The organism is Nocardioides sp. NBC_00368 (genome assembly GCF_036090055.1).
Classification (GTDB): domain Bacteria; phylum Actinomycetota; class Actinomycetes; order Propionibacteriales; family Nocardioidaceae; genus Nocardioides.
The window spans coordinates 2,738,507-2,763,893 of the sequence record NZ_CP107970.1 but is presented as its reverse complement, the minus strand read 5'-3'; the positions used below and the strand labels follow the sequence as shown (position 1 = coordinate 2,763,893).

The following is a 25,387-nucleotide window of genomic DNA, read 5'->3' as shown; positions in this document are numbered from 1 at the left end:
GGTTCGTTGAGTGGTTCATGCGTCCGTTTCTGCTGAGTCTCCTCGCCGCCGCCGCACTCGTTCTCGCCCCGGTCTCCGCCTCTGCCGCGGGATCCGGTCGGACCGCGATCCCGTTGCCGGGATCGCCCTACGGCGACCCCGCCGGGTCCAACGACTGGGCCTGCGCACCCTCGGCGCAGCGGCCGACGCCGGTGATCCTGGTGCACGGCACCTTCGGCGACCGCCGCTCGCTGCTGGACCCGATCTCGCTGTCCATGAAGCGGGCCGGGTTCTGCGTCTACTCGCTCGACTACGGCAACCGCGCCACCGGCGACATCCGGGACTCGGCTGCGTACCTGGGTGAGTTCATCGAGCGCGTACGCGCGGCCACCGACGCCGACAAGGTCTCCCTGGTCGGTCACTCGCAGGGCGGCATGATGCCGCGCTACTACATCAAGAACCTCGGTGGTGTCGCCTACGTCGAGGACCTCATCGGTCTCGCGCCGTCCAACCACGGCACCTCGATCCTCATGGACGGCGGCGCGACCGGCGCCACCGGACTCTGCGTCTCGTGCGCCCAGCAGACCGCCGGGTCTCCGTTCCTCGCTGACCTGAACGCCGGCGACGAGACCCCGGGCGACGTCTCCTACACCCAGATCGTCACCGCCACCGACGAGGTCGTCGTGCCCTACACCTCCGGCTTCCTGGCCGATGGTCCGAACACCACCAACGTACGCATCCAGGACGCCTGCGCCGCCGACCTCTCCGAGCACCTGCTCATCCCGATGAGCGTCTCCGCCATTGCGCTCACCCTCGACGCACTGACCCGCGAAGGCCCTGCCTCCCCGGCGCTGAAGACCTGCTGACCGCTGCGGTCACCAGATGGTGTGGATGGACTCGTACGCCTGCAACCTGCTGTCCTCGGTCACGAGGGGAAGGTTCTCGAGCATGCTCTGAGCGGCGAGCATGCGGTCGAAAGGGTCGCGGTGATCCCAGTCGAGCTCTCCGGCGAGGCGTGAGTGGTTGAAATCCATCGGCAGCCGCTCCAGGACGTGAAGTCGGGTACGGTCCTCGAAGGTGGCTGCCAGGGTGCCTCCGCCGGGAAGCTTGCTGAGCCGGGTCTTGCTGGAGATCTCCCAGAGGCTCGCTGCCGAGACGAACACCTCGGTGTCGATGTCAGGTTGGTCACCCCATGGCCCCGCTGAGGAGGACAGGATGCATCTGGACCTGGTCACGTTCGTCGTTCCCGACTACGACGAGGCGGTGGTGTTCTTCCGCGACGTACTCGGGTTCGAGGTCGCCGAGGACGCCCCGTCGACCACGAACGACGGCCGCCCGAAGCGCTGGGTGGTCGTACGTCCGCCCGGCGGCGGCACCGGTTTCCTGCTCGCCCGGGCCGACGGCCCGGAGCAGGCCGCGAGGGTCGGCGACCAGACCGGCGGCCGGGTGACGTTCTTCCTGCGGGTGGATGACTTCGGTGCTGCGTACGAGCGGCTGGTCGCCGCCGGGATCGAGCTCGTCGGGCCCGTCCGCGAGGAGCCCTACGGGACGCTCCAGGTCTTCAGGGATCCCTTCGGAAACCTCTGGGACCTGCTGTCAGGGTAGGCGTACGAGCGCCTGGACGGGAGTGTGGTCGCTGGGCCAGCGACCGTCCTTGGTCCAGGTGTTGATCGCGGACTCCTTCACGGTGATCCCAGGCGTCGTCAGGATCCAGTCGATCCGGTTGCCGGTCGGGGAGGGCGTGCCGTAGTTGGGGAAGGTGCCGACACGCGGGGTCAGCTGGGTGCCTGCGAGCCAGGTGTCGACGAGGCCACCGTCGGTCACCAGCGTCGTGTAGGACGCCGAGGCCTCGGCCGCGGCGTTGCAGTCGGCGGTGAAGACAGCCGGCAGGCCGGTGCCGGCGATGAGCGAGCGGACGACCTCCGCACTCCGGACGCGGGCGTTCTCGGACTGATGGTCGAAGTGCGAGTTGACGTGCAGGAACTCCGTGCCCGTCGCCAGGTCGCGGAACCGTACCCAGGTCACGATCCGGGTCACCGAGTTGCCCCAGGTCGCCGAGCCGATCAGATCGGGGGTGTCGGAGAGCCAGAACTGGTCCCACCACAGGGCCTCGAGCCGGGAGGCGTCGTAGAAGACCGAGGAGTACTCCCCGCCGGCGCCGCCGTCACGGCCGAAGCCGAGCATCCGGTACTTCGGCCCGAGCCCGGCCTCGAGCGCACCAAGCTGGCCGAACTCGGCCTCCTGGACGCCCAGGATCGTCGACTTCTCGAGTTCGACGAGCTCGGTGACCAGGGGTTTGCGCTCGGGCCAGTAGTCGGGCTGCCCCGGCTGCGTGCCTTCGCGGTCGTAGCGGATGTTGAAGCTCATCACGTGCAGGTCTGGAGCCTTGGCCTTGCCGATCAAGGCGTCACCCGAAGGCCTTTCGTACGCAGTGACGCCGGCTGCGGGCAGGGCGCCGCCCAACGTCGTACCGGCCGCTGCGGCCACGCCCAGTGCGCCCGCGGATGAGAGGATTCCTCGCCTGGTGATGCTGATGCCCGATTCCATCGTTGCTCCTTCGGTGGGGGGTTCCCACCACCTCAACAGGTGCAGATGAGCACTCGCGGAACTCCGGGTGAGCGGGCCCGGACGGCTTCGCTACGGCGTGGGCGAGGCGTAGTAGCGGCAGCGGTGGTGCTCGGTGAAGCCGAGGGACTCGTAGAGCGCGAGGCCGGGGTCGTTGGTGGTCTCCACGTGCAGCCAGGCGGCCCGGGCGCCGCGCTCGGCACCCCACTCGAGCAGGGTGGCGAGGGCCTTGGTGGCCAGTCCCTGGCGGCGGTGCGACTCGGCGACCTCGAGGTCGTGGATCGCCAGCCAGTCACGCTCCATCGTGCCCATGATCCGGGCGGTCTCGCCGAGGGTGATCAGCACCTGCGCGCCGTCGGTCCCGGCCACGGTCTCGACGCGGGCGTCCTCGACGGGGGGCGGCAGGATGCGGCGGGTGGCGGCGAGGCCGGCCAGCTGGAACTCCACGGTCACGTCCTCGACCCAGCCGCGCGCGACCAGAGCCTCCTCGGCCGTGGAGCCGACCTCGATCTTGGCGCGCGGTCGCTTGTGGCGACTCCGGTAGTAGCTCTCGATCCTGTCGATCGCCGCCTCCAGCTCGATGCCGGGGTCGCCGATCGCCAGCGCCGAGTTGGGCCGTCGTCGGACCGAGACCTCGTGGTCGAAGAGCACCCACTCGCCCAGCGGCTCGGAGGTGGTGCCGGGGAAGATCGCGGCGCTGAGCAGTTCGGCCTCGCGTACCCCGATCCGCAGTCGTACGTTGGGCCGCGGCGGCACCGGTTTGCCGGAGACGATCTCGGCGACCGGCACGCTCACCTGCTCCCCGGACTCGCGCTCGATGACGGCGGTGCCGTCGGCCCAGGACGTACAGACTCCGAGGATGTCGGTGAAGGCGGGGCCGCCGGTGGGGCCGGTCTCGCCCGGGACGAGGCGGCGGATGACGATCCGCTTGCCGACGACATGTGGTCCCAGGAGATGAGCAGGCACGTGGGGATACTAGGCTGTCCCCTGAAGGGCCAGTCGCGCCCCTCTGACTTTCGTGATACCCCGCTTGGAGGAGCCCCGAATGACGTACGTCATCGCCCAGCCCTGTGTTGACGTGAAGGACAAGGCTTGCGTCGACGAGTGTCCGGTGGACTGCATCTACGAGGGCAAGCGGATGCTCTACATCCACCCCGACGAGTGTGTCGACTGCGGCGCCTGCGAGCCGGTGTGCCCGCCCGAGGCGATCTTCTACGAGGACGACACCCCGGAGGAGTGGAAGGAGTACTACGACGCCAACGTCAAGTTCTTCGACGACCTCGGCTCGCCGGGCGGTGCCGCCCGCATGGGTGAGATCGACAAGGACCACCCGTTCGTCGCCGCTCTGCCCCCGCAGAACCAGGACTGATGATCCCGGTCTCACAGCGTCTGCCTGATTTCCCCTGGGACAAGCTCGTTCCCTTCAAGGAGAAGGCGTCGGCGCATGCCGGTGGGCTGGTCGACCTCTCGATCGGCACGCCGGTCGACCCGACGCCCGCGGTGATCCAGAAGGCCCTCGCCGAGGCGGCCGACTCACCGGGCTACCCGACCACGATCGGCACGCCCGCGGTGCGTCAGGCCGCGATCGACTGGCTCGCGCGCAACCACGGGGTCTCGGGTCTCGGGCTCGAGAACGTGCTCCCCGTGATCGGCTCCAAGGAGCTGATCGGCTCGCTGCCGCTGCACCTGGGGGTCGGCCAGGGTGACCTGGTCGCCTACCCGGAGCTGGCCTACCCGACCTACGAGGTCTCCGCGGCCCTGGTCGGCGCCGACACCGTCGCCACCGACTCGCTGGTCGCGCTGGGCCCGAAGGCGCCGCGCATCCTGTGGATCAACTCGCCGTCCAACCCGAGCGGCCGGGTGCTCCCGGTCGAGCACCTGCGCAAGACGGTCGAGTGGGCCCGCGAGCGCGGCACGCTGCTGATCTCCGACGAGTGCTACATCGAGTGCGCCTGGGAGGCCTCGCCGGTCTCCGTGCTGCACCCGGACGTGTGCGGTGGTTCGTTCGACGGTCTGCTTGCCGTCCACTCGCTCTCGAAGCGCTCCAATCTCGCGGGCTACCGGGAGGCCTTCGTCGCCGGTGACGCCTCGATTCTCGCCGAGCTCCTCGAGGTCCGTAAGAACCTCGGCCTGATGATGCCCGGTCCGCAGCAGGTCGCCATGGTGACCGCGCTCGCCGACGACCAGCACGCCAAGGAGCAGCACGCCCGCTACGCCGCCCGGCGCGCCAAGCTCAAGGCGGCGCTGGAGACGGCCGGCTTCCGCATCGACCACTCCGAGGCCTCGCTCTACCTGTGGTCGACCCGTGACGAGGACTGCTGGGACACCGTCGAATGGCTGGCCGAGCGCGGCATCCTCGCCGCTCCCGGCACCTTCTACGGTCGTGCCGGCAGCCAGCACGTACGCATCGCCTTCACCGCCACCGACGAGCGCGTCGACGCGGCCGTCGCCCGCCTGGCCGAGTGAGAGCTCGCGCCGGGCGGGGTTTGCCCCGTAGGTGAAGATTGGTGGCGTGAGCGCACAGCCGGGGACCCCGACGGGCCCGCCGACCATCCCGCCCGCGGGGCCGCGGCCTCCTGCTCCGGGCGCTTCCGGACCGAGGCTCCCGGAGCCGGCGCGCGAGGCGCTGCGGAAGTCGGCACGGGAGGCCCGCAAGCAGCTGCGTCCGGTGCGCAAGCACCTCATCGTGCTCGGCATCGTGATCGCCGTCGCCCTGGTCTTCGCCGGCCTGCGCCTTCTCGGCGTCGGAGTCAGCGGCATCCCGGTCCTCTCTCGTGAGGCCTGCACCGTCACCTCCGAGGGCGAGACCTACGACCTCTCCTCCGACCAGGCCGAACGCGCCTCAGCGATCGCCGCCGAGGCCGTACGCCGCGGGCTCCCCGCCCGTGCAGCCTCGGTCGTCCTGGCCGCCGAGCTCGCCGACCACTCGCTCGACCGGGACCCGGCCAAGGCGGCCGCCCTCTACGACCGGCTCTCCGGCGTCGCCGACTACCGCCAGCAGTCCGTGCCGGGCGTCGCCCAGCAGATCAGCGACGGCTCGCGCGACAGCTACCGCGACGCCGAGCCGGAGGCACGCGCCCTGGCCTCGGCGCTGACCGGCAACACCCCCGAGGCGTTCTCCTGCGTCGTCAAGGGCGGTGCCGACGAGGTCTCGGACCGGCTCAGCGGCGCCGGGCTCACCTCGCGTGCGGAGGCGCTGCGCGATGACGTACGCCAGGCCTACGGGCGCCTTCCCGAAGGCGGCTTCCAGCCCGGCGGAGTGACCACCGGCCACATGGCCGGCTCGGCCCACTACGAGGGCCGCGCGGTCGACTACTTCTTCCGGCCGATCAACGCGCGCAACAACATCAAGGGCTGGTCCCTGGCCCAGTACCTCGTCGCCAACGCCGACCGCCTCGACATCGAGACCGTCATCTACGACGACCGCATCTGGACCAAGTGGCGCTCCGCCGCCGGCTGGCGTGACTACGAGGTCCCACCCCGCGGCGGCGACCAGGCCATCCTCGAGCACCGCGACCACGTCCACGTCGACGTCGCCGACTGACCCCAGCCGAGTCGGTGGTTGTGGGCGCCGAAACCGTAGTTGTGGGTGACGAAAGTCGACTTTCGTCACCCACAACTCATGTCTCGCCCGCCACAACTACCGACTCGGCGGGGAGGGTCAGGCGAGGGTGACGACGATCTGGTCGCTGGTGACCTCGGGGGTCTCGGCCCACTCCTCGTCCTTGCCGGCGGACCAGGTGCGTCCGTCGTACGCAATTGAGGTGGCGCCGAACTCGCTGGCCCGGGCGAGTACGTAGTGGGCGGCCGTCCAGCCGCCACGCTCGCCGGTCTCGCCGGCGTCGACCGGGATCACCACGGTCGAGCCCTCCACCCGAGCCCGGCCGACCATGCCGCCGAGCAGCTGGTTGATCTCGGTCTTGGTGGCCTGGGGCTTTCCGGCGCCGGCCTCGGGCTCGTCGATCCGGCAGGTCAGCGCGGCGGGGGAGTAGCCGCTGATCGCGGAGGCGATCGCGCGGCCCTCACCCTCGTGGTCGGCGTACGCCTCGGGGTAGGCCGAGCGCTGCACCTCCTGCGCCGCCTCGGTGACGACCATGTCCTCGTAGCCCTCGATCTTCACGAGCGCGTCGTAGAACTTGTTGGTGGCGTAGACGGGGTCCTGGACCTGCTCCTCGGTGCCCCAGCCCATCGACGGGCGCTGCTGGAAGAGGCCGAGCGAGTCGCGATCGCCGTGGCTGATGTTGTAGAGCTTCGACTCCTGGATCGCGGTCGCGATCGCGATCGTCGCCGCCCGCGCGGGCAGGCCACGCTTGAGGCCGAGCGCCGTGATCACCGCCGCGTTGCCCATCTGCTCGGGGTCGAAGCGCGCCTCGTACTCGCCCGCGACCGCCGTGCAGTGCTGCAGGTCGGGCAGGATGGAGTCCAGCCTGTCCGTCGCGGCCTGGACCACCCAGTAGATGCCGCCTGCGATCACGCTGAGCACCACCAACGTGGTGAAAAACTTCTTCAACTCAGCACTCTGCTCTTCGGTGCCGGATCAGTTGGCGTGGAGGGCGGCGTTGAGCTCGATGCCCTCGCCCTTCCACGGAACGGCCTCGATGGCGCCGCTGACCGAGTTGCGGCGGAAGAGGATGTTGGAAGCGCCGGAGAGCTCGCCGGCCTTCTTGACGGTGCCGTCAGGGAGCGTGACCTTCGTTCCGTACGTCACGTAGCAACCGGCCTCGACCACGGCGTCGTCACCGAGGGAGATGCCGATGCCGGAGTTGGCACCGAGCAGGCAGCGCTGGCCGATGGAGATGACGGCCTTGCCGCCACCGGAGAGCGTGCCCATGATCGAGGCGCCGCCGCCGACGTCGGAGCCGTCGCCGACGACGACCCCGCCGGAGATCCGGCCCTCGACCATCGAGGCGCCGAGCGTGCCGGCGTTGAAGTTGACGAAGCCCTCGTGCATGACGGTGGTGCCGGCGGCCAGGTGGGCGCCGAGGCGGACGCGGTCGGCGTCGCCGATCCGGATGCCGCTGGGGACGACGTAGTCGACCATCCGCGGGAACTTGTCCACGCCGTAGACGGTCACGTGCTGGCCCGCGGCGCGCAGCCGGGCGCGGGTGAGCTCGAAGCCCTCGACGGCGCACGGACCGGCGCTGGTCCACACCACGTTGGTGAGCAGGCCGAAGATGCCGTCGAGGTTCTGCCCGTGCGGCTGCACGAGCCGGTGGGAGAGAAGGTGGAGACGCAGCCAGACGTCCTCGGTGGACTCCGGCGCGGTGTCGAGGTCCTTGACCTCCACGAGCGCGATGCGCTTGGTGACCTGACGCACCTCGTCGGCGCCCTCGAGCGCGGTGAGCTCGGCCGGCGCGGTCGCGTCGGCGGGCTTCTCACCCAGCTGCGGCGCGGGGAACCACGCGTCGAGCACTGAGTTGTCGGAGGCGTACGTCACGAGGCCGAAGCCCCAAGCTGCATTCGTCACGGGGCGCAGTCTAGTGGCCGAGCCTGAGCGACCCCTTATCGCCGGTCTCGACGTGCGAACATGGACGCGTGAGCAAGAAGAGCGCGCCGCCGACGCCGCAGCTGATCCAGGCCGAGGACGGCACCTGGACCCTGGACATCCCTGGTGTGGCGAGCAGCAAGGGCCACCCGGCGCCGGAGTGGGCGATGGCCAAGGGCGTGGAGGTCGTGCGCCGCGCCGCCTCCGACATCGTCCGCGGCTGGATCAACGGCAAGCCGGTCAGCGACGCCGAGAAGCAGGTGGTCCTGCTCGTCACCCGAGGTGACTCGCAGGTGTACGCCTGGCTCGACGCCGCCTTCGCCGACGACAACCCCCGCTAGGTCCGCTAGCAGCAGCGAGCCTGCGGGTTGTGCTCCTTCTCGTCGGCCCGGTGACGCTCGAACGCGCGTCGGGTCATCGGCTCGACGCCCTCACGCTCGCACCGGGCGACGTACTCGTCCCACTTCGCCTCCCCGGTCGCCTGGCGGAGCAGCCGCCAGGCGCCGGAGACACGCTCGGTCAGGACACTCACGAGACCGCCCCCGTAGCGCAAGCGCCAGGATACGGGCGCGGTCGCGTGTGACGCTGTCGGTTCGCTCGCTTGCGCTCGCTCACGAGACCGACGCCTTCTGGGAGGCCTCCCACTCGCGTACGGCTTCCTTCTCCTCCTTGGTGGCGAAGAAGTCGGAGGGCGCGACGATCTTCGACTCGACCTTCGGCACCTCGGTGGTGGGCAGCGAGCCGCCGGCGCGCAGCGTCTTGACCACGGTGACCGCAGCTCCCGCGACGATCACGATCACGAGCGCCGCGAAGGTGGCCTGCAGGATGCCGGACTGAGTCGAGTTGTAGATGATCTGGTCGACGTCCGCCGGCGTCTTGGCGACGCCGTAGAGCTCCCCGGACGCCTTCGCCTCGCGCGCGGCCGAGGCTTGCGCGAAGTAGCCGATCGTCGGGTCGTCGCTGAAGATCTTCTGCCACGACGCGGTCATCGTGACGATGAGGTCCCAGACCAGCGGGATGCCCGGTACCCAGGCCCACTTCAGCTTCCCGTGCTTGATCAGCAGCGTGGTGGCCAGCGTCAGCGCGATCGCGGCGAGGAGCTGGTTGGCGATGCCGAAGAGCGGGAAGAGCTGGTTGATCCCGCCGAGCGGGTCGCCCACGCCGATCCAGAGCATGTACGCCCAGGCCAGCACCACCAGCGCCGAGGCCGACCAGGTGGCCGGACGCCAGGAGACGTCGGCGTAGCGCGGCCAGATGTTGCCGATCGTGTCCTGGAGCATGAAGCGGCCGACCCGGGTGCCGGCGTCGACGGCGGTCAGGATGAAGAGCGCCTCGAACATGATCGCGAAGTGGTACCAGAACGCGGCCAGCCCGCCGCCGAAGGCGTCGGTGAAGATCAGCGAGATGCCGAACGCCAGGGTCGGCGCGCCGCCGGTGCGGGAGATGATCGTCTCCTCGACGCTGGCCGCGGCGGCCTCGAGGTCGGCCGGGGTGATCGTGAACCCGAGCCCGTTGACGAACGCGGCCGCCGTCTCCGGGGTGCCGCCGGTGGCGCCGGCAGCGGCGTTCATCGAGAAGTAGATGCCCTGGTCGATCACTGAAGCGGCGATGAGAGCGGAGATCGCGACGAACGACTCCATCAGCATGCCGCCGTAGCCGATCATGCGGACCTGGGACTCCTTGGCGACCATCTTCGGGGTCGTGCCGGAGGCGATCAGCGCGTGGAATCCGGAGAGCGCACCACAGGCGATCGTGATGAAGACGAACGGGAACAGCTTGCCCGTGAAGGCCGGCCCCTGGCCGTTGGTGGCGAACTCGGAGACCGCCGGGTTGGCGAGCACCGGTGCGGCCAGGATCATGCCGAAGGCCAGCAGGACGATGACGCCGATCTTCATGAAGGTCGAGAGGTAGTCACGCGGGGTGAGCAGCATCCACACCGGCAGGATCGAGGCGACGAAACCGTAGATCGCCAGCGCGATGACCAGCGTCTCCTTCTCCAGGGTCAGCAGGTTGGCCAGCCCCATCTCCTCGACCCAGGTGCCGCCGGCGATCGCCATCAGCAGGAGTACGACGCCGATGGCGGTGACCTCGAGGACCCGGCCGGGCCGCAGGTAGCGGAGGTAGAAGCCCATGAAGAGCGCGATCGGGATGGTGAGGCCGATCGAGAACACACCCCACGGCGACTCGGCCAGCGCGTTGACGACCACGAGCGCCAGGACGGCCAGGATGATGATCATGATCGCGAAGACCGCGATCAGCGCGGCGATGCCGGCGACGGTGCCGATCTCCTCGCGGACCATCTGGCCCAGCGACTTGCCGTCACGGCGCATCGAGAGGAACAGCACGACCATGTCCTGCACCGCACCGGCGAAGATGACGCCGACGATGATCCAGATCGTGCCGGGCAGGTAGCCCATCTGCGCGGCCAGGACCGGGCCGACCAGCGGCCCGGCGCCGGCGATGGCGGCGAAGTGGTGCCCGAAGAGCACCCGTCGGTCGGTGACGTCGAAGTCCCGGCCGTTCTGGAGCCGCTCGGCCGGGGTCGCCCGGCTGTCGTCGACCTCCAGGACCTTCTTGGCGATGAACTTGGAGTAGAACCGGTAGGCGATGGCGTAGGAGGCCAGCGCGGCGAACAGGATCCACAGCGCCGAAACCTCCTCACCCCGGGACAGGGCGAGCATGGCCCAGCAGACGGCGCCGACGACAGCGACGGCGGCCCAGATGACGATTGACTTCACGTTGGGCCCGGACCGTGGGCCCGAGCCGGTGGGGTTGGCGGTCGACGTTGACATGGTCTCCCTCGGGTTCAGCGGGGTAAGCGGTCGCTTGTGACCGCTGTCTCAGCCTAGTCTCAGGAAACCGTCGTCCGACGGCCGGTGGGGCTACTGCCCGGTACGCCCGTCGATGGTCTCGCGCAGCAGGTCGGCGTGGCCGGCGTGGCGGGCGTACTCCTCGATCATGTGGACCAGGATGTCGCGGATGCTGGCCTGCTCGTGGCCCGTGTCGCGCAGGTCGCCGAGCACGCTGTCGTCGATCGAGTCGAGCCACTCGTCGGCGAGGGCGACCTGCTCGCGCCAGCTCGCGAACGCCTCCGTGACCGACTCCTCGGTGGGCTCCACCTTGTGGAAGCCGCCGGTGGGGTCGTCGGCGTCGAGACGGGGGATGTCGAGGTTCTCCTTGAGCACCCGCTGGAACCAGCCGTGCTCGACCCGCGCCATGTGCCGGATCAGCCCGATCAGACTCAGGTCGCTCGGCGGCACGCTCTGCTTGGCCAGGTCCTCCGGTCCGAGGTCCTGGCACTTGAGCTCGAGGGTGAGCCGGTAGTGGCGCAGGTAGTCGCGATAGGTCGCCAGCTCGCCGACGGGCTGCTCCTTGTGGAGGCGTGGGTCCTCGCTCTCGGGAAGCCAGATGCCTTGGAACCCCACCTGCCGCTGATCGCTGCTCATGGGTTCTACCCTCGCGGAACCGGCGCCTTTCGGCCAATGATTTCAGCGCGTGAAGCTGGGCGGCCGCTTCTCGAGGAACGCGTTGATGCCCTCGCGCCCGGAGGCCGAGCCGCCGAGCGCGGAGATCGACTCCGCCTCACGCCGCAGGGCCGACTCGGGGTTGGGGTCGGCGACGTCGCGGATCAGGTGCTTGGTGCTGGCCAGCGCTTCCGGGGAGCCTGCGAGGAGGGTCGCGACCACCTCGTCGACCGTGGCGTCGAGCTCCTCGGCAGGTACGACTCGGGCGACCAGCCCCGCCTCGAGCGCCTCGGTCGCGGAGAGCATGTCGCCCAGCAGGGTCAGCCGGAGCACCCGGTGAAGCCCCAGGGTGTGCACGAGCAGGGAGCCGCCGCCGTCGACCGACAGCCCCACCTTCGCGTAGGCGAGGCTGAACTTCGCCCGGTCGCCGGCGACGACGATGTCCGCCGCCGCTGCCAGGGGAAAGCCGACACCCGCGGCGGTGCCCTGCACCGCGCTGACCACGATCGCGTCGCAGCGTACGAGCTCGGTGATGATCCGGTTGGCCCCCTCGGCCAGCTCGAGGATGAACGGCCCGAGATCGTCGGCCGCTGCGAACCCGGCCAGGTCGCCGCCGACCGAGAAGTACTTCCCCTCCGCGGCGAGCACGATCACCCGAGCCGAGTCCGCCTTGGCCCGCAGGATCGCCGCCAGCATCTGCGCCCCCGCCTCGGGCTCGAACACGTTGCCCCGTTCCGGGTTTGTCATCGTGATGCGCGCGCAACCGTCGGCGTACTCGTAGCGAATCAGGCTCATGCGCGCACATCCTGCCAGGTGCGCGGCTATGGTCGCGGCGTGATCACGGTGCGGAGGGTGGCGGTCGAGGAGACATATCCGTTGCGGGCGGAGGTGCTGCGCAACGGCGGGCCGCCGGAGGCGGCGAGGCTGGCGGGGGACGATGATCCCGAGGTCGCGACGTACGCGGCGCTGGATGCGGACGGGAGCCTGGTCGGGTGTGTCGGGCTGTTCCCGGAAGCATGCCCTGACCTGCCCGGACATCCCGGGAAGGGATGGCGGATCCGGGGGATGGCGACGGCCGACGGGTGGCGTGGGAAGGGTGTTGGTGCGCAGGTGCTGCAGGCGGCACTGGACCATGTCGTGACGCGGGGCGGCGGACTGGTCTGGTGCAACGCGCGTACGCCGGCGGCCAGGTTCTACGAACGGGCCGGGTTCCAGGTGATCGGTGAGCCGTGGGACGACCCCGAGATCGGACCGCACGTGCGGATGTGGCGCGCCGCCTGATTCGGGTTCGCGCGGCGGGCCGCAGGCGGCGTACTCTCTTCCTTACAGGCGTTCGAGCCGTCATCAGCGGCGAGCCCCGGGAAGAAAGCCTCCAGCAGGTCGGAGGCAAGTAGAACCCGGCGGGAGTGGCCCGTCACAGCCGTAACGAAGTGGCCCAGGCATGGGTAAGCAGGGTGGTACCGCGGTCGAAAGATCGTCCCTGTGGTGAAGACGAACCCACTACCACCCAGCAGGAGATGCCGCCGATGGCCTACCCGAAGGTCACCTCAGCCGACAAGAGTGCCGTCCCGGCCAGCCCACGCTTCCCGGAGATCGAGAAGCAGGTTCTCGACTACTGGAAGAAGGACGGGACCTTCCAGGCGAGCATCGACAACCGTGACGCCGGCCAGAACGGCGAGAACGAGTTCGTCTTCTACGACGGCCCGCCGTTCGCCAACGGCCTGCCGCACTACGGCCACCTGCTGACCGGCTACGTCAAGGACATCGTCCCGCGCTACCAGACGATGCGCGGCAAGCGCGTCGAGCGCCGCTTCGGGTGGGACACCCACGGCCTGCCCGCCGAGCTCGAGGCGATGCGCCAGCTCGGGCTGAAGACGACCGACGAGATCGTCGAGATGGGCATCGACAAGTTCAACGCGGCCAGCCGCGCCTCGGTGCTGAAGTACACCGGCGAGTGGCGCGACTACGTCACCCGCCAAGCGCGCTGGGTGGACTTCGACAACGACTACAAGACCCTCAACCCCGACTACATGGAGTCGGTGATCTGGGCGTTCAAGACGCTCTACGACAAGGGCCTGGTCTACGAGGGCTTCCGCGTCCTGCCCTACTGCTGGCAGGACGAGACCCCGCTGTCCAACCACGAGCTCCGGATGGACGACGACGTCTACAAGGACCGCCAGGACCCGGCGGTCACCGTGGGCTACGAGCTCGACGCCACCGGCGAGGACGAGGTCCTCGACGGCGCCCACATCCTGATCTGGACCACCACGCCGTGGACCCTGCCGTCCAACCTCGCCGTGATGGTGGGCTCCGACATCGACTACGTCGTCGTCGAGGGTCCGGTCCCTGGGACCGACAAGAAGGCGAAGTACGTCCTCGCGGAGGCTCGGGTCGCGGCGTACCAGAAGGAGCTCTTCCCCGATGCCGACGAGGCGACGGTCCTGGGGCGCTACAAGGGCTCCGAGCTGCTCGGTCGCACCTACACCCCGCCGTTCTCCTACTACGCCGGCCACACCAACGCCTTCCGCGTGGTTGCCGCCGACGACGCCGTCACGACCACGGACGGCACCGGGGTCGTCCACACCGCCGGTGCGTTCGGTGAGGTCGACAAGGAGGTCACCGACCGCGAGAACATCGAGGCGGTGATGCCGGTCGGCAAGGACGGCCGCTTCACCGCGCCGGTGGTGGACTACGCCGGCGTCCAGGTCTTCGACGCCAACCTGCAGATCATCGACCACCTCAAGGCCGCGACGAAGGGCGCGGGGGAGACCGGGTCGGTCACCGCGGGCACGATCCTGCTGCGCCGCGAGTCCTACAACCACTCCTACCCGCACTGCTGGCGCTGCCGTCAGCCGCTCATCTACAAGGGTGTGAGCAGCTGGTTCGTCGAGGTCACCAAGATCAAGGACCGGATGCTCGAGCTCAACCAGCAGATCCGCTGGGTGCCCGAGCACATCCAGGACGGCCAGTTCGGCAAGTGGCTGGAGAACGCCCGCGACTGGTCGATCACCCGCAACCGCTTCTGGGGCTCCCCGGTGCCGGTGTGGAAGTCGGACGACCCGGCCTACCCGCGCCTCGACGTCTACGGCTCGTTCGCCGAGCTGGAGCGCGACTTCGGCACGCTGCCGAAGGACGCCGACGGCAACCCCGACCTGCACCGTCCGTACGTCGACGACCTGGTCCGTCCCAACCCGGACGACCCGACCGGCAAGTCGATGATGCGCCGGGTCTCCGACGTACTCGACGTCTGGTTCGACTCGGGCTCGATGAGCTTCGCCCAGAACCACGTGCCGTTCGAGAACGAGGAGTGGTTCGCCCACCACTTCCCGGGCGACTTCATCGTGGAGTACATCGGCCAGACCCGCGGCTGGTTCTACACCCTGCACATCCTGGCGACCGCGCTCTTCGACCGCCCGGCGTTCCAGTCCTGCATCAGCCACGGCATCGTGCTGGGCTCGGACGGGCAGAAGATGTCCAAGAGCCTGCGCAACTACCCCGACGTCAACGAGGTCTTCGACCGGGACGGCGCCGACGCGATGCGCTGGTTCCTGATGTCCTCGCCCATCCTCCGCGGCGGCAACCTGGTCGTCACCGAGCAGGGCATCCGGGACTCCGTACGCCAGGTGATGATCCCTCTGTGGAACAGCTGGTACTTCTTCCAGCTCTACGCCAACGCGGCCAACCTGGAGACCACCGGCTCGACCTCGTCCAAGGACCCGCTGGACCGCTACGTCCTGGCCAAGCTGCGCGACTACGTCGCCGAGATGACCACGGCGATGGACGACTACTACGTCGCCGAGGCGTGCGAGGCGACCCAGCGGTTCATCGACGTGCTCACGAACTGGTACATCCGGCGTAGCCGCGAGCGGTTCTGGAACGAGGACAAGGCCGCCTTCGACACCCTCTACACGGTGCTGGAGACGGTGACCCGACTGGTCGCGCCGCTGCTGCCGCTGACCACCGAGGAGATCTGGCGCGGTCTGACCGGTGGCCGCTCGGTGCACCTGGCCGACTACCCGGTCGTCGAGTCCCTCCCGGCCGATGACGACCTGGTCGCCCGGATGGACGCGGTCCGTGCGGTCTGCTCCTCGACCTCCGCGCTGCGCAAGGCGCGCAAGCTCCGCAACCGGCTCCCGCTGGGCGGCCTGACCGTGGTCGGTGCCGACATCGCCGGCTTCGAGGAGATCGTCGCCGACGAGGTCAACGTCAAGTCCGTCCGGCTGCTCGGGGCCGACTCGGAGGAGGCCGGCACCTACGGGATCGAGCAGAAGCTCAGCGTCAACGCCCGCGCCGCCGGGCCGCGCCTGGGCAAGGACGTCCAGAAGGCCATCAAGGGCTCCAAGTCCGGCGACTGGTCGGTCTCCGAGTCCGGCGAGGTCGTCGCCGGTGGTCTGGCGCTGGTCGAGGGTGAGTACACCCTCGAGACCGTCGCCGGCTCCGCCTCCGACGACATCGCCGTCTCGATGCTCCCTGGCGGGTTCATCGTCCTGGACACGGTCGTCACCCCCGAGCTCGCCGCCGAGGGTCTGGCTCGCGACCTCGTCCGCGCGGTCCAGCAGGCCCGCAAGGACTCCGGCCTCAACGTCGAGGACCGGATCACCCTCGCGGTGACCGGCTCCGAGACCGTACGCCAGGCCGCCACCACCCACGCCGACCTGATCGCCCGCGAGACCCTCGCCACGACCTACGACGTCGTCGACTCGCTCGAGGGCAACCCGGTCGATCTCGGTGACGGCGAAAAGGCGACGGTGGCGCTGACCAAGGCGGAGTAAGGCCACGGCTTGATGCCAGGAGTGATCCATGGGTCACTCCTGGCATCAAGCGCGCTTGGGATGGCGTCAGCCGGTGGTCGCGGTACGCGCCCGCCGACGTTGGACCAGTCTCGCCACGGTGTACGCCACCGCGATGTAAAGGGTCCAGACCAGGAAGGCGTACGTCGCGTCCGCGCGGGTCGTGGGGAACGGACCGAAGATCGTGAACTTGCTCAGGATCAGCGCGCACCATCCGGCGACGATCGAGATGATGGCGGCCACGTCCAGCGCGGGGTGGTAGATGGACGGCGTGGCCGGCTCGGAACTCGCCCGCGGCGCGATTGCGGCCCCGCACAAGCTGCCACCGATGGCCGGGACGGTGATGGTGATCAGCACGGCGATCGACCACACGGGCAGCGACCATCCGGTATCCACGAGAGGTCCGATGAGGATCATCGGGAAGATGGAATTGGCGTTTCAAGTGGGCTCGTAGGGGGCAAGTAGAGCGGCCAGCGCGCCGATACCGATGGCCCAGAAGGAGCCCAGTGCCACGGCTCGCTGAGTGGGGGACATGCCCTCAGCGTTGCTCTTCGGCCTCGCGTCCGCATGAGTTCGCATACTCAGCTGGCCCGCCGACGCTACGGTCAGATCATGAACGGACCCACCCTGAGGGAGCTCGCCGTCCAGGCGCTGTCGTCGGTGGAGCGCGGCTACGACCTGCTGGCACCGAAGTTCGACGCGACCCCGTTCCGCACGCCGGACTGGATGCTGGCGGCCACGATCACCGCGCTGCGGGAGCACGGGCCGTTCGAGCGGGGTCTCGACGTGTGCACCGGCACCGGCGTCGGTCTGGAGCTGCTCGAGGAGGCGACCACGGAGCCACCGACCGGGGTCGACTTCAGCGCCGGGATGCTCGCACAGGCCAGAGCCGCCCACCCCGAGGCCGACCTGGTGCGGGCGGATGCTCGCGCGCTGCCGTTCGAGGCTGCGTACGACCTGGTGGTGAGCTTCGGCGCGCTGGGGCACTTCCTGCCGGAGGAGCGCGGGCCGCTCTTCGAGGGCATCTACCGGGCGCTGCGACCGGGCGGGGTGTTCGCGCTGCCGACTGCTCGGGCGCCGAAGCCGACGCACCCGGCCTACTGGCTGCTGACCGGGTTCGACCTGGCGATGCGGGTACGCAACGCGGTGTGGCGACCGACGTTCGTCATGTACTACCGGACCCATCCGCGGCCGGCGCTGCTCGCCGACCTCGCGGCCGCCGGGTTCACGGTCGAGACGTCGCCGATGCCCGGTGTCGGCGAGCTGATCATCGCTCGCCGGCCACCGGGCTGACGGTGTGCCAGGCCTCAGGCGCGGCGCGGGTTCCGCTCCGCCAGCCGGGCGGCGACGGTCGGGACGATCACCGCGGCGGCGACGAGGTGGGAGATCACCAGCATGATGTTGGTCGCGTAGGAGTCGGTGACGGCGACCAGGCTGGGTACCAGCGAGAGCGCGGTCAGGGTCCAGGCGGTGCGCTTCCAGGTCGAGCGCGGGCGCTTGGCCCAGCGGGTGAGGCAGACGGCGATGATGATGCCGATCAGGCCGAGCTCGGCGACGGCCCAGGCGAGCCCGGTCGCGGGGATTGCGGCGGGCTCGACCCCGGTACCGGGGAGCGCGACGTTGAACGGCACCCCGACCGCGCGGGCGGCGAACTCGTAGACACCGGTGATCACGGCGCCGGCGAGGACGGCGGCGGTGCTGACGAGCCAGACCGGCATCCGTCCGGCGAACTGGCGGGTGGTGGTCGTGGTCTCGGTGTAGGTGCTGGTGCTCATGATGGTGCCTCTCGTCTCGTGGTTCTCGTGGTTGCGTGTCGCGGTCCGTTCGGCCGCCTCTCACCCACTCCACGAACGCCTCGACGCCGATCCGACAGATCCCCGGAAAAAAAGTTCTGGGAACCGTTGTCAGCCGAGACGCCGGAAGGCGCGGCTGGACAGCGGGACGAAGATCGCCAGCAGGATCGCCGGCGATGCCAGTGCGAGCAGCACCGCGTGGTCGGCGAGCAGGCCGGAGGTGATCCCGGTCGGGTTGCCGAAGAGGTCGCGGCAGGCGGTGGCGGTCGCGGAGACCGGATTCCAGGCGGCCAGGAAGCCGAGCCAGCCGGGCATCGTCTCGGGTGAGACGAACAGGCTCGAGCAGAACCCCAGCGGCCACACCAGCACCTGCACCATCGTCAGCGCACCCTCCATCCGCAGCGTCAGACCGAGGAAGATGCCCAGCCACAGCATCGCCAGCCGCAGCCACAGGAGGAGTCCGACAGCAGCCGCCGCCTCCAGCAACGAGCCCTCGATCCGCCACCCGATCAGCAGCCCGCCGAGCATCAGGACGCCCAGCTGGACCGCCGAGTTGCCCAGGTCGGCGACCGCCCGTCCCAGCGGCACCGCGAGACCGCTCATCGGCAGCGACCGGAACCTGTTGGTGACCCCCCGCTTGGTGTCCTCGGTGACCACGGCCATGGTGCCGTCGATGCCGAACATCATCGTCAGCGCGAGCACGCCGGGAAGCAGATAGGGCAGGTACGCCCCGCCGCCCGGCATCTCGATCGCGCCGCCGAACAGGTAGCCGAAGATCAGCAGCATCATGATCGCGAACAGGATGCCGAACACCGGTCCCCACGGCTCGCGCTGCCAGTGCTTGAGGTCGCGCAGGGTGATCACCCAGGTCTGTGTCGCGGTCTGTCGCAGGGTGGTGGTGAGTGCAGTCATCGGGAGACTCCTTCGGGGGCGGTCAGATGGAGGAACACCTCGTCGAGGGTCGGCCGGCGCAGCAGCACGTCGTCGACGGTGACGCCGGCGGAGTCGAGGCTGCGTACGACCTCGACGACCGCGGCACCGCCGCCGGCCGCGCCGGCCTCGACGGTGACCTCGAGCCGGTCGGGATCGACACCGGCAGCGGAGCCGAGGACGCCGGCCATCCGGGCGAGGTGGTCCGGCCCGGTCGCGGTGATGATCACCCGGTCGCCGCCCAGGTCGCTCTTCAGCGCCGACGGCGTGCCCTCGGCGATCACCCGGCCGGCGCCGAGCACGGTGACCATGTCGGCCAGCTGGTCGGCCTCGTCGAGGTACTGCGTGGTCAGCAGCACCGTCGTCCCGTCGGCGACCACCTGCCGCACCATCTCCCAGACCTCGTGGCGGGCGCGCGGGTCCAGCCCGGTGGTCGGCTCGTCGAGGAAGAGGATCTGCGGGCGGGTGACCAGGCCGGCCGCGATGTCGAGGCGTCGCCGCATCCCGCCGGAGTAGCCCGAGACCTTCCGGTCGCCGGCCTCGGTGAGGCCGAAGGCGTCGAGGAGCTGGTCGGCGCGGCGTACGGCCGACGGCTTCGAGAGGCCGTGCAGCCGGCCGAACATGACCAGGTTCTCCCGGCCGTGGAGGGCCTCGTCCAGGGCGGCGCTCTGTCCGACCAGACCGATCGTGGAGCGGACCCGGGCTGGGTGGCGTACGGCGTCGTGGCCGCCGACGCGCACCTCGCCGGCGTCGGGCCGGGTGAGCGTCGCGAAGACGTTCACCGCGGTGGACTTGCCGGCACCGTTCGGCCCCAGCAGGGCGTGCACGGTGCCGGCGGTGACCTCCAGATCGAGGCCGTCGAGCGCCTGGGTGTCGCGGTAGCGCTTGCGCACCTTGCGCGCGGAGAGGGGAGTCGACGTCATCGGCCCACCTCGATCCGGAACACGCCACAGCGTCCGGCGACGGCCTCGAAGGCCTCCGGCGTCACCGCGGTGACCACCCCGGCGTCCAGCATGATCTTCGCTCCGTCCGTCATCCGCTCCGGCCACAGCCGGAGCACGGTCAATGCCTCGTCCCCCTCGACCTCGACAAGGCGCACGTCCTCGGTGCTCCTGCCGATCCGGAGGGTGCCGCGCCCGGACGCGGCCCGTACGTTGCGGGCCCAGTCGGCGCCCGGGAAGCCCTCGAGCAGGTAGCGGCGCCCGTCCAGGTCCAGCACCGAGAGCGGGGTGCTGCGGGGCTTGCCGCTGGTGCGGCCCGGCACGGTGAGCACGGGCAGCTCCTTCATCCCGAGCCCGGTCCTCGACAGGGTCATGAACACCTTGTTCATCGGCTTGAGCCAGCGCGGCGGCACCGGTTTCGCTTCGTTCGGCATGCAGGTTCCTCCAATTTCGTACGCTGTACGAAGATGACAACGGAGAGACTGTAGCATTTGTTCCGTACGGCGTACGAAATTTTTTCGGATGAGGTTACGATGAGCCACGTGCCGGAGCAGAAAGACCAGTCAGACCCGTCCCTACGGCTGCTCTGGCGCCATCGGACCGGGGCGCTCGAGGAGCCGAGGGCGAAGCGGGGGCCGAAGCAGAAGGTGAGCGTCGACGAGGTCGTCGACGCCGCGATCGAGCTGGCCGACGCCGAGGGTCTGGCCGCCGTGACGATGCGCGCGATCGCCCAGCGCTTCGGTCTGGGCGCGATGACCCTCTACTCCTACGTCCCGAACCGCGACGCGCTGCTGGTGCTCATGGCCGACCAGGTGACCGGCCGGACCGCGCTGCCGGAGCTGCCCGACGACCCGCGCAAGCGCCTCGAGCTGGTCGCCAACCTTGCGCACGACGAGCTGCGGGCCCACCCGTGGCTGCTCGAGGTGCAGGACGTACGCCCCTGGTTGGGGCCGAACATGAGCGACCGCTACGAGTGGCAGCTGCGCGCTGTCGACGGCCTGGGGCTGACCGATCTGGAGATGGACCAGACGGTCGCCGTGCTGATCGGGTTCGCCGGCAACATCGCCCGCAGCGAGCTGATGAAGCGCCGCGCCGAGCAGGTCACCGGGATGACCGAGTCGCAGTGGTGGGCCGCCAACTACGACACGTTGACCGAGGTCATGGCGGGCAGCCACTATCCGCTGGCCAACCGGGTCGGCACCGCTGCCGGTGAGGCCTACCAGGCCGCCACCGACCCCGCGCGTGAGCTCGACTACGGACTGGCCCGGATCATCGACGGGGTGCTCGCGCACGTCGGCGAACGGTCCCCTGATTGACTAGTGCCATGGCGACGCTCGACTTGACCACCGACGTGGTGACGCTGACCCGGCAGCTGATGGACATCAACTCGGTGAGTCTCGACGAGCTCGAGCTGGCCGACGCCGTGGAGCAGGCACTGGCCGCGTACGACCACCTCGTCGTCGAGCGGCGGGGCAACTCGATCGTGGCGCGCACCGACCTCGGTCTTCCCGAGCGTGTGGTCATCGCGGGCCACCTCGACACCGTGCCGGTCAACGGCAACTTCCCGAGCCGCCTCGACGAGGCCACCGGCATCCTGCACGGCCTCGGGGCCTGCGACATGAAGTCCGGTGACGCGGTCATCCTCAAGCTGGCCGCGACCCTGGACGCGCCCAACCGCGACGTGACGTACGTCTTCTACGACGCCGAGGAGATCGAGGCCGTCCACAACGGCCTCGGCAAGCTCGCAGCCAGCGAGCCCGACCTCCTCGCGGGTGACTTCGCGATCCTGATGGAGCCCTCCAACGCCGGTGTCGAGGCCGGCTGCCAGGGCACCCTTCGGGTCGAGGTGCGCACCACCGGCGAGCGCTCCCACAGCGCCCGCTCCTGGCGCGGTGTCAACGCGATCCACAAGGCCGGCGAGGTGCTGCGCCGATTGGAGGCGTACGTCCCGCGCAAGCCGGTCATCGACGGGCTCGAGTATCACGAAGGCCTCAACGCGGTCTTCGTCTCCGGGGGAGTGGCGGGCAACGTGATCCCCGACGAGTGCGTCGTCACGGTCAACTACCGCTTCGCCCCGGACCGCTCCGAGGAGGAGGCGCTCGCCTTCGTGCAGAGCTTCTTCGAGGGCTACGAGGTCACCCTGACCGACTCCGCGCCCGGGGCGCTCCCGGGTCTGGACCGGCCGGCGGCCAAGGCCTTCGTCGAGGCGGTCGGTGGCGAGGTGGGGCCGAAGTTCGGCTGGACCGATGTGGCGCGGTTCACGGTACTCGGCATACCGGCGGTCAACTATGGTCCAGGTGACCCGATGTTCGCCCACAAAGCCGACGAGCACGTGCGGATCTCCGAGATCACCACGTGCGAGCTGGCCCTTCGTGATTGGTTGACCGCATGACCCGACGCAGCGGCTCCGGCCCGCGCCCCACCAAGGGGCGTCCGGCCGGCAGCACCACCGACCAGCGACTGCTGGACAGCTCCGGCCACGGCGACTGGGTCCACACCGACCCCTGGCGGGTCATGAAGATCCAGGCCGAGTTCGTCGAGGGGTTCAACGACCTCTCCGAGATCGGCCCGGCCATCTCGGTCTTCGGGTCCGCGCGTACCCCAGCCGACCATCCGACCTACGCCCAGGCCGAGGCGGTCGGTCGCGGCCTGGCCGAGGCCGGCTTCGTGGTGATCACCGGCGGTGGCCCGGGCACGATGGAGGCGGCCAACAAGGGCGCCCTCGAGGCCGGTGGCGAGTCGATCGGGCTCGGCATCGAGCTGCCGTTCGAGGCCCGGCTCAACGACTACGTCAGCTTCGGACTCAACTTCCGCTACTTCTTCGTGCGGAAGATGATGTTCGTCAAGTACTCCCAGGGATACATCGTGATGCCCGGTGGCCTCGGCACCATGGACGAGCTCTTCGAGGCGATGACGCTCTCCCAGACCCAGAAGATCACCCAGTTCCCGATCGTGCTGATGGGTGTGAAGCACTGGGAGGGCCTGCTCGACTGGATGCGCGAGACGATGCTCTCCGACGGCCGGATCAAGCAGACCGACCTCGACATGATCACGCTCACCGACGACGTGGACGAGGCGGTCGAGCTGATGCTGAAGGCGCGTGACTGAGGCGATGGGCTGGATCTTCGCGGCACTCATCGTGCTGGTTCTCGGAGGGGTCGCCCTCGTTGCCGCCGGCTCAGGTGCGCCGATGGGGGAGGAGTACGGCGACCGGCCCGACGCGCTGGTGCCCCGCGACCGCCTCATGGAGGGTGCAGACCTGCGTCGCGTACGTTTCTCGGTGGCCTTCCGCGGCTACCGGATGGACGAGGTGGACGCTCTGATCGCCCGCCTTGCCGAGGAGGCAGAATGGCGTGAGTCGACCGCTGCCGGGGATGCCGGTGGGGGGATCGGAGTCGGGGGGCTCACATCACACACGCCCGAGCCCGATTCGGGCTCGCCCGACGTCTAGGACAGAATCGCTGCCGTGAGCTTCGCTGCCGTACTCGTCTACGCCGTGACCGCCCTGGTCGCGGTGATCGTCGCGCTCACCTATCTCAAGCCCCATCTTCTGCAGCCGCAACGGGCGGGACTGCCGTCCAGGATCCACCTGTACGCCGGTGTAGCCGGCCTGCTGGTCTGGGTCCTCTTTCTCGCCTCGCCGTCGTCGTTCTTCCTCGGCGGCGACGTCCCGGGCGTGATCGGGCTCTTCGGCATCTGGCTGGCCGCGATCGCTGGTCTCTACCTGCTCGCCCGGCGACTCAAGGAGCAGCGCGCCGGCGTCGCCGACGACGACTACGGCTATGACGACTACGACGAGGAGTACGCAGCCGAGGACGGTTACGGCTACGACGAGTCCGGCTATGCCGATGCCGGATACGACCGCTACGCCGACTACGACGACCGTTCCGGCTATGCCGACCCGCGGCGGTCTGCCCAGGCCTCTGCTCAGCAGCCCGTCCAGCAGCCGGTCCAGCAGCCGGTGGCCCGGCCCGGGGTCCCACCCGTTGCGCAGCCGATAGCGCAAGCGGCTGCCCAGCCCGGCACTCAGCCGGGACGCCCGGCCGAACGCCGGCCCGAGCCCCGGCGGGCGGCGTCCGGCGTCGACGAGACCGCCGTGATGGCTCCGATCGAGCGTGACGCTTCGCCCGCGCCGCCGCCTGCTCCGGCCCCCGCACCGGCTCCTTCCCCAGCTCCGGCTCCGGCACCCGCGCCGACGCGGGACGGGCAGATCGGCCGCCGCGTCGCAGGGCGCCAGGCGCCGCCCCCCGCGCCCCAGCCCGGGCCCCAGCAGCCGTCGACCCCTCAGCCCCCGCCCGCGCCGCAGCGGTCCGCCCCACATCGGTCCGCCCAGCGCCCGCCGGCACCTCAACCGCCCGCGCCGGAAGCGCCCGCGCGGTCCCGGCAGGAGCGGTCTCGACAGGAATGGCCCACGCCGCCTCGCCCCGCACAGGAGCGTCCGGCACCGGAGCGTCCCGCGCAGGAGCGCCCGGCACCCGAGCAGCCGGTGCGCGAGCGACCCGCCTCACCGCGCCCGGCGCCCCAGCGGTCAGCGCCCCAGCGACCGGCGCCCCAGCGCCCGACGCCTCAGCGCCCGACGCCTCAGCACCCGACGCCTCAGCACCCGACGCCTCAGCGCCCGACGCCCCAGCACCCGACGCCTCAGCACCAGGCACCCCAGCCGCCGCCACCCGAGCAGCAGCCCCAGCCGGGGCAGGGTGCGCCGGGTCGTGGCCAGGGCGGCCAGGATCCGTGGGGTCGCCGACAGGAGCCGCCGCAGCGACGCTCGCGTGGCTACGACAACCGCTACGACGACCGGCGCAACGACAGCCACGACGAGTTCGCTGACCGCCGATACCGGCGTGACAGCAGCTACTCGGGCTACCCGGGCCAGCCGCAGCCGGGTCAGGAACAGCCCGCCCCGCCTCGCGCGCCGCGGCCAGCGCCACGCCCGGCGCCACGCCCGGCCCCTCAGCCCGAATCCCAGCCCGAGCCGGCACCCGCACCGCCGTCGAGCCGTCGGTCGGGTCGACGAGTGGCGCAGGAGCCCGAGGCGTACGATCCCTACTCCTTCGACTCCTACGGTCCCCAGGACCGGGCCGAGTCCCAGGCTCCGCGTGCGCCTCAGGGACGCCAGCGTCGGCGGCAGAACCCGGACTACGACGACCCGGCCTACGCCGGATACGAGCAGGGCTACGACCAGGCTTACGACCAGGCTCATGACCGGGCCTACGCCCCGGGCTACGACTACGACGATGCGTACGACCGCGGCTATGACGAAGGCTACGACGATCGCTACGACGACGCCTACGACAGGTCGGTCGAAGGCGGCCGAGGAGACCGGGGCGGAGCGTTCCTCGAGGGCTCCGGGGCGGCGATCGTGGTGCACCTCACGCTGGTAATCCTCGCGATCTGGTTGACCTGGGCCTACGGAACCTCAGTCATCTGACAGGTTCGAAGG

28 protein-coding genes are annotated in these 25,387 nt (G+C 69.9%); 14 read left to right on the top strand and 14 right to left on the bottom strand.

The features are described from left to right. Nucleotides 1–17: 17 nt before the first annotated feature. Entirely contained in the window at nt 18–845 is an 828-nt protein-coding gene (locus tag OG984_RS13190) for an esterase/lipase family protein (protein WP_328532007.1), read from the top strand. Between the two features lie 9 nt (nt 846–854). Here OG984_RS13190 and OG984_RS13185 read toward each other — a convergent pair whose 3' ends face one another. Further along, nucleotides 855–1,214, bottom strand: a complete 360-nt coding sequence (locus OG984_RS13185; RefSeq protein WP_328532006.1) for a type II toxin-antitoxin system VapC family toxin — start codon at nt 1,212–1,214, stop codon at nt 855–857. On the opposite strand from OG984_RS13185, the gene OG984_RS13180 reads away from it, so the two are divergent. Then, nucleotides 1,195–1,584, top strand: coding sequence for a VOC family protein (locus tag OG984_RS13180; RefSeq protein ID WP_328532005.1), 390 nt, complete (start codon nt 1,195–1,197; stop codon nt 1,582–1,584). The two genes, OG984_RS13185 and OG984_RS13180, sit on opposite strands and share 20 nt — an antisense overlap. On the opposite strand, the gene OG984_RS13175 is transcribed toward OG984_RS13180, so the two are convergent. Both OG984_RS13175 and OG984_RS13170 read right to left on the bottom strand, forming a co-directional pair. Continuing rightward, nucleotides 1,576–2,526 carry an endonuclease/exonuclease/phosphatase family protein gene (locus tag OG984_RS13175; protein WP_328532004.1) on the bottom strand — a complete coding sequence of 317 codons (951 nt, stop codon included), beginning with the start codon at nt 2,524–2,526 and terminating at the stop codon, nt 1,576–1,578. The genes OG984_RS13180 and OG984_RS13175 overlap by 9 nt on opposite strands. A gap of 90 nt (nt 2,527–2,616) precedes the next feature. Beyond that, nucleotides 2,617–3,510: a GNAT family N-acetyltransferase gene (locus OG984_RS13170; RefSeq protein ID WP_328532003.1), complete on the bottom strand. Its 894-nt coding sequence runs from the start codon at nt 3,508–3,510 to the stop codon at nt 2,617–2,619. Nucleotides 3,511–3,589: 79 nt separating this feature from the next. Between OG984_RS13170 and fdxA the strand changes: the two genes are divergently transcribed. From fdxA to OG984_RS13155, 3 genes are read left to right on the top strand one after another with little or no spacing between them, the layout of a single operon-like run. Continuing rightward, a complete protein-coding gene (fdxA, locus tag OG984_RS13165) occupies nt 3,590–3,913 on the top strand; it encodes a ferredoxin (protein WP_008358813.1) in 324 nt (107 codons plus the stop codon). After that, nucleotides 3,913–5,010: a succinyldiaminopimelate transaminase gene (gene dapC / locus OG984_RS13160; protein WP_328532002.1), complete on the top strand. Its 1,098-nt coding sequence runs from the start codon at nt 3,913–3,915 to the stop codon at nt 5,008–5,010. Before fdxA ends, dapC begins: the two co-directional genes overlap by 1 nt. A gap of 46 nt (nt 5,011–5,056) precedes the next feature. After that, nucleotides 5,057–6,088: a hypothetical protein gene (locus OG984_RS13155; RefSeq protein WP_328532001.1), complete on the top strand. Its 1,032-nt coding sequence runs from the start codon at nt 5,057–5,059 to the stop codon at nt 6,086–6,088. 117 nt (nt 6,089–6,205) lie between these two features. Here the strand turns inward: OG984_RS13155 and OG984_RS13150 are convergent, their stop codons facing one another. Next, nucleotides 6,206–7,054, bottom strand: a complete 849-nt coding sequence (locus OG984_RS13150; protein ID WP_328532000.1) for a hypothetical protein — start codon at nt 7,052–7,054, stop codon at nt 6,206–6,208. 27 nt (nt 7,055–7,081) lie between these two features. Next, on the bottom strand, nt 7,082–8,011 hold the full coding sequence (gene dapD / locus OG984_RS13145) for a 2,3,4,5-tetrahydropyridine-2,6-dicarboxylate N-succinyltransferase (RefSeq protein ID WP_328531999.1): 930 nt from the start codon (nt 8,009–8,011) through the stop codon (nt 7,082–7,084). A gap of 68 nt (nt 8,012–8,079) precedes the next feature. On the opposite strand from dapD, the gene OG984_RS13140 reads away from it, so the two are divergent. Beyond that, a complete protein-coding gene (locus OG984_RS13140; protein ID WP_328531998.1) occupies nt 8,080–8,370 on the top strand; it encodes a hypothetical protein in 291 nt (96 codons plus the stop codon). A gap of 5 nt (nt 8,371–8,375) precedes the next feature. On the opposite strand, the gene OG984_RS13135 is transcribed toward OG984_RS13140, so the two are convergent. The 4 genes from OG984_RS13135 to OG984_RS13120 all read right to left on the bottom strand — a co-directional run bounded on the left by OG984_RS13135 (nt 8,376) and on the right by OG984_RS13120 (nt 12,288). Continuing rightward, nucleotides 8,376–8,561 carry a YbdD/YjiX family protein gene (locus OG984_RS13135; RefSeq protein ID WP_328531997.1) on the bottom strand — a complete coding sequence of 62 codons (186 nt, stop codon included), beginning with the start codon at nt 8,559–8,561 and terminating at the stop codon, nt 8,376–8,378. Nucleotides 8,562–8,640: 79 nt separating this feature from the next. Beyond that, nucleotides 8,641–10,821 carry a carbon starvation CstA family protein gene (locus tag OG984_RS13130; RefSeq protein ID WP_328531996.1) on the bottom strand — a complete coding sequence of 727 codons (2,181 nt, stop codon included), beginning with the start codon at nt 10,819–10,821 and terminating at the stop codon, nt 8,641–8,643. Nucleotides 10,822–10,911: 90 nt separating this feature from the next. Continuing rightward, nucleotides 10,912–11,475, bottom strand: coding sequence for a DinB family protein (locus OG984_RS13125; protein WP_328531995.1), 564 nt, complete (start codon nt 11,473–11,475; stop codon nt 10,912–10,914). A gap of 42 nt (nt 11,476–11,517) precedes the next feature. Then, on the bottom strand, nt 11,518–12,288 hold the full coding sequence (locus tag OG984_RS13120) for an enoyl-CoA hydratase/isomerase family protein (RefSeq protein ID WP_328531994.1): 771 nt from the start codon (nt 12,286–12,288) through the stop codon (nt 11,518–11,520). A 39-nt stretch (nt 12,289–12,327) separates the two neighbouring features. Here OG984_RS13120 and OG984_RS13115 point away from each other — a divergent pair, with 39 nt between their 5' ends. Continuing rightward, nucleotides 12,328–12,774 (top strand): GNAT family N-acetyltransferase, encoded by a 447-nt coding sequence (locus OG984_RS13115; RefSeq protein WP_328531993.1) that lies wholly within the window; start codon nt 12,328–12,330, stop codon nt 12,772–12,774. Between the two features lie 245 nt (nt 12,775–13,019). Beyond that, complete coding sequence (ileS, locus tag OG984_RS13110) at nt 13,020–16,265, top strand: isoleucine--tRNA ligase (RefSeq protein WP_328531992.1); 3,246 nt, start codon at nt 13,020–13,022, stop codon at nt 16,263–16,265. A 66-nt stretch (nt 16,266–16,331) separates the two neighbouring features. Here ileS and OG984_RS13105 read toward each other — a convergent pair whose 3' ends face one another. Further along, on the bottom strand, nt 16,332–16,700 hold the full coding sequence (locus OG984_RS13105) for a hypothetical protein (RefSeq protein ID WP_328531991.1): 369 nt from the start codon (nt 16,698–16,700) through the stop codon (nt 16,332–16,334). Between the two features lie 195 nt (nt 16,701–16,895). Here OG984_RS13105 and OG984_RS13100 point away from each other — a divergent pair, with 195 nt between their 5' ends. After that, on the top strand, nt 16,896–17,576 hold the full coding sequence (locus tag OG984_RS13100) for a class I SAM-dependent methyltransferase (protein WP_328531990.1): 681 nt from the start codon (nt 16,896–16,898) through the stop codon (nt 17,574–17,576). Nucleotides 17,577–17,590: 14 nt separating this feature from the next. Here OG984_RS13100 and OG984_RS13095 read toward each other — a convergent pair whose 3' ends face one another. From OG984_RS13095 to OG984_RS13080, 4 genes are all read right to left on the bottom strand, one after another. Continuing rightward, nucleotides 17,591–18,058 (bottom strand): DUF6069 family protein, encoded by a 468-nt coding sequence (locus OG984_RS13095; RefSeq protein WP_328531989.1) that lies wholly within the window; start codon nt 18,056–18,058, stop codon nt 17,591–17,593. A 129-nt stretch (nt 18,059–18,187) separates the two neighbouring features. Then, nucleotides 18,188–18,988 (bottom strand): ABC transporter permease, encoded by an 801-nt coding sequence (locus OG984_RS13090; protein ID WP_328531988.1) that lies wholly within the window; start codon nt 18,986–18,988, stop codon nt 18,188–18,190. Continuing rightward, nucleotides 18,985–19,929: an ATP-binding cassette domain-containing protein gene (locus OG984_RS13085; protein ID WP_328531987.1), complete on the bottom strand. Its 945-nt coding sequence runs from the start codon at nt 19,927–19,929 to the stop codon at nt 18,985–18,987. Before OG984_RS13085 ends, OG984_RS13090 begins: the two co-directional genes overlap by 4 nt. Continuing rightward, nucleotides 19,926–20,381, bottom strand: coding sequence for a nitroreductase/quinone reductase family protein (locus tag OG984_RS13080; protein WP_328531986.1), 456 nt, complete (start codon nt 20,379–20,381; stop codon nt 19,926–19,928). Before OG984_RS13080 ends, OG984_RS13085 begins: the two co-directional genes overlap by 4 nt. 99 nt (nt 20,382–20,480) lie before the next feature. On the opposite strand from OG984_RS13080, the gene OG984_RS13075 reads away from it, so the two are divergent. Genes OG984_RS13075 through OG984_RS13055 form a run of 5 tightly spaced genes read left to right on the top strand, consistent with a single transcriptional unit; the run spans nt 20,481 to nt 25,375 of the window. Further along, the gene (locus OG984_RS13075) at nt 20,481–21,263 is read left to right on the top strand and encodes a TetR/AcrR family transcriptional regulator (protein ID WP_328531985.1); all 783 of its coding nucleotides are present in this window, start codon (nt 20,481–20,483) and stop codon (nt 21,261–21,263) included. An 8-nt stretch (nt 21,264–21,271) separates the two neighbouring features. Further along, entirely contained in the window at nt 21,272–22,339 is a 1,068-nt protein-coding gene (gene dapE, locus OG984_RS13070) for a succinyl-diaminopimelate desuccinylase (protein WP_328531984.1), read from the top strand. Further along, on the top strand, nt 22,336–23,055 hold the full coding sequence (locus tag OG984_RS13065) for a TIGR00730 family Rossman fold protein (protein WP_328531983.1): 720 nt from the start codon (nt 22,336–22,338) through the stop codon (nt 23,053–23,055). Before dapE ends, OG984_RS13065 begins: the two co-directional genes overlap by 4 nt. Further along, nucleotides 23,048–23,398, top strand: a complete 351-nt coding sequence (locus tag OG984_RS13060) for a DivIVA domain-containing protein (RefSeq protein WP_328531982.1) — start codon at nt 23,048–23,050, stop codon at nt 23,396–23,398. Before OG984_RS13065 ends, OG984_RS13060 begins: the two co-directional genes overlap by 8 nt. A 15-nt stretch (nt 23,399–23,413) precedes the next feature. After that, nucleotides 23,414–25,375 carry a hypothetical protein gene (locus OG984_RS13055; RefSeq protein ID WP_328531981.1) on the top strand — a complete coding sequence of 654 codons (1,962 nt, stop codon included), beginning with the start codon at nt 23,414–23,416 and terminating at the stop codon, nt 25,373–25,375. The last annotated feature ends 12 nt before the right edge of the window (nt 25,376–25,387 follow it).

Excerpts from the sequence above, each read along its gene's own strand:
- OG984_RS13190 (WP_328532007.1), top strand. The coding sequence starts at position 18 with ATGCGTCCGTTTCTGCTGAGTCTCCTCGCCGCCGCCGCACTCGTTCTC.
- OG984_RS13180 (WP_328532005.1), top strand. The coding sequence starts at position 1,195 with ATGCATCTGGACCTGGTCACGTTCGTCGTTCCCGACTACGACGAGGCG.
- OG984_RS13175 (WP_328532004.1), bottom strand. The coding sequence starts at position 2,526 with ATGGAATCGGGCATCAGCATCACCAGGCGAGGAATCCTCTCATCCGCG.
- fdxA (WP_008358813.1), top strand. The coding sequence starts at position 3,590 with ATGACGTACGTCATCGCCCAGCCCTGTGTTGACGTGAAGGACAAGGCT.
- dapC (WP_328532002.1), top strand. The coding sequence starts at position 3,913 with ATGATCCCGGTCTCACAGCGTCTGCCTGATTTCCCCTGGGACAAGCTC.
- OG984_RS13130 (WP_328531996.1), bottom strand. The coding sequence starts at position 10,821 with ATGTCAACGTCGACCGCCAACCCCACCGGCTCGGGCCCACGGTCCGGG.
- OG984_RS13125 (WP_328531995.1), bottom strand. The coding sequence starts at position 11,475 with ATGAGCAGCGATCAGCGGCAGGTGGGGTTCCAAGGCATCTGGCTTCCC.
- OG984_RS13120 (WP_328531994.1), bottom strand. The coding sequence starts at position 12,288 with ATGAGCCTGATTCGCTACGAGTACGCCGACGGTTGCGCGCGCATCACG.
- ileS (WP_328531992.1), top strand. The coding sequence starts at position 13,020 with ATGGCCTACCCGAAGGTCACCTCAGCCGACAAGAGTGCCGTCCCGGCC.
- OG984_RS13105 (WP_328531991.1), bottom strand. The coding sequence starts at position 16,700 with ATGATCCTCATCGGACCTCTCGTGGATACCGGATGGTCGCTGCCCGTG.
- OG984_RS13100 (WP_328531990.1), top strand. The coding sequence starts at position 16,896 with ATGAACGGACCCACCCTGAGGGAGCTCGCCGTCCAGGCGCTGTCGTCG.
- OG984_RS13095 (WP_328531989.1), bottom strand. The coding sequence starts at position 18,058 with ATGAGCACCAGCACCTACACCGAGACCACGACCACCACCCGCCAGTTC.
- OG984_RS13090 (WP_328531988.1), bottom strand. The coding sequence starts at position 18,988 with ATGACTGCACTCACCACCACCCTGCGACAGACCGCGACACAGACCTGG.
- OG984_RS13085 (WP_328531987.1), bottom strand. The coding sequence starts at position 19,929 with ATGACGTCGACTCCCCTCTCCGCGCGCAAGGTGCGCAAGCGCTACCGC.
- OG984_RS13080 (WP_328531986.1), bottom strand. The coding sequence starts at position 20,381 with ATGCCGAACGAAGCGAAACCGGTGCCGCCGCGCTGGCTCAAGCCGATG.
- OG984_RS13075 (WP_328531985.1), top strand. The coding sequence starts at position 20,481 with ATGAGCCACGTGCCGGAGCAGAAAGACCAGTCAGACCCGTCCCTACGG.
- dapE (WP_328531984.1), top strand. The coding sequence starts at position 21,272 with ATGGCGACGCTCGACTTGACCACCGACGTGGTGACGCTGACCCGGCAG.
- OG984_RS13065 (WP_328531983.1), top strand. The coding sequence starts at position 22,336 with ATGACCCGACGCAGCGGCTCCGGCCCGCGCCCCACCAAGGGGCGTCCG.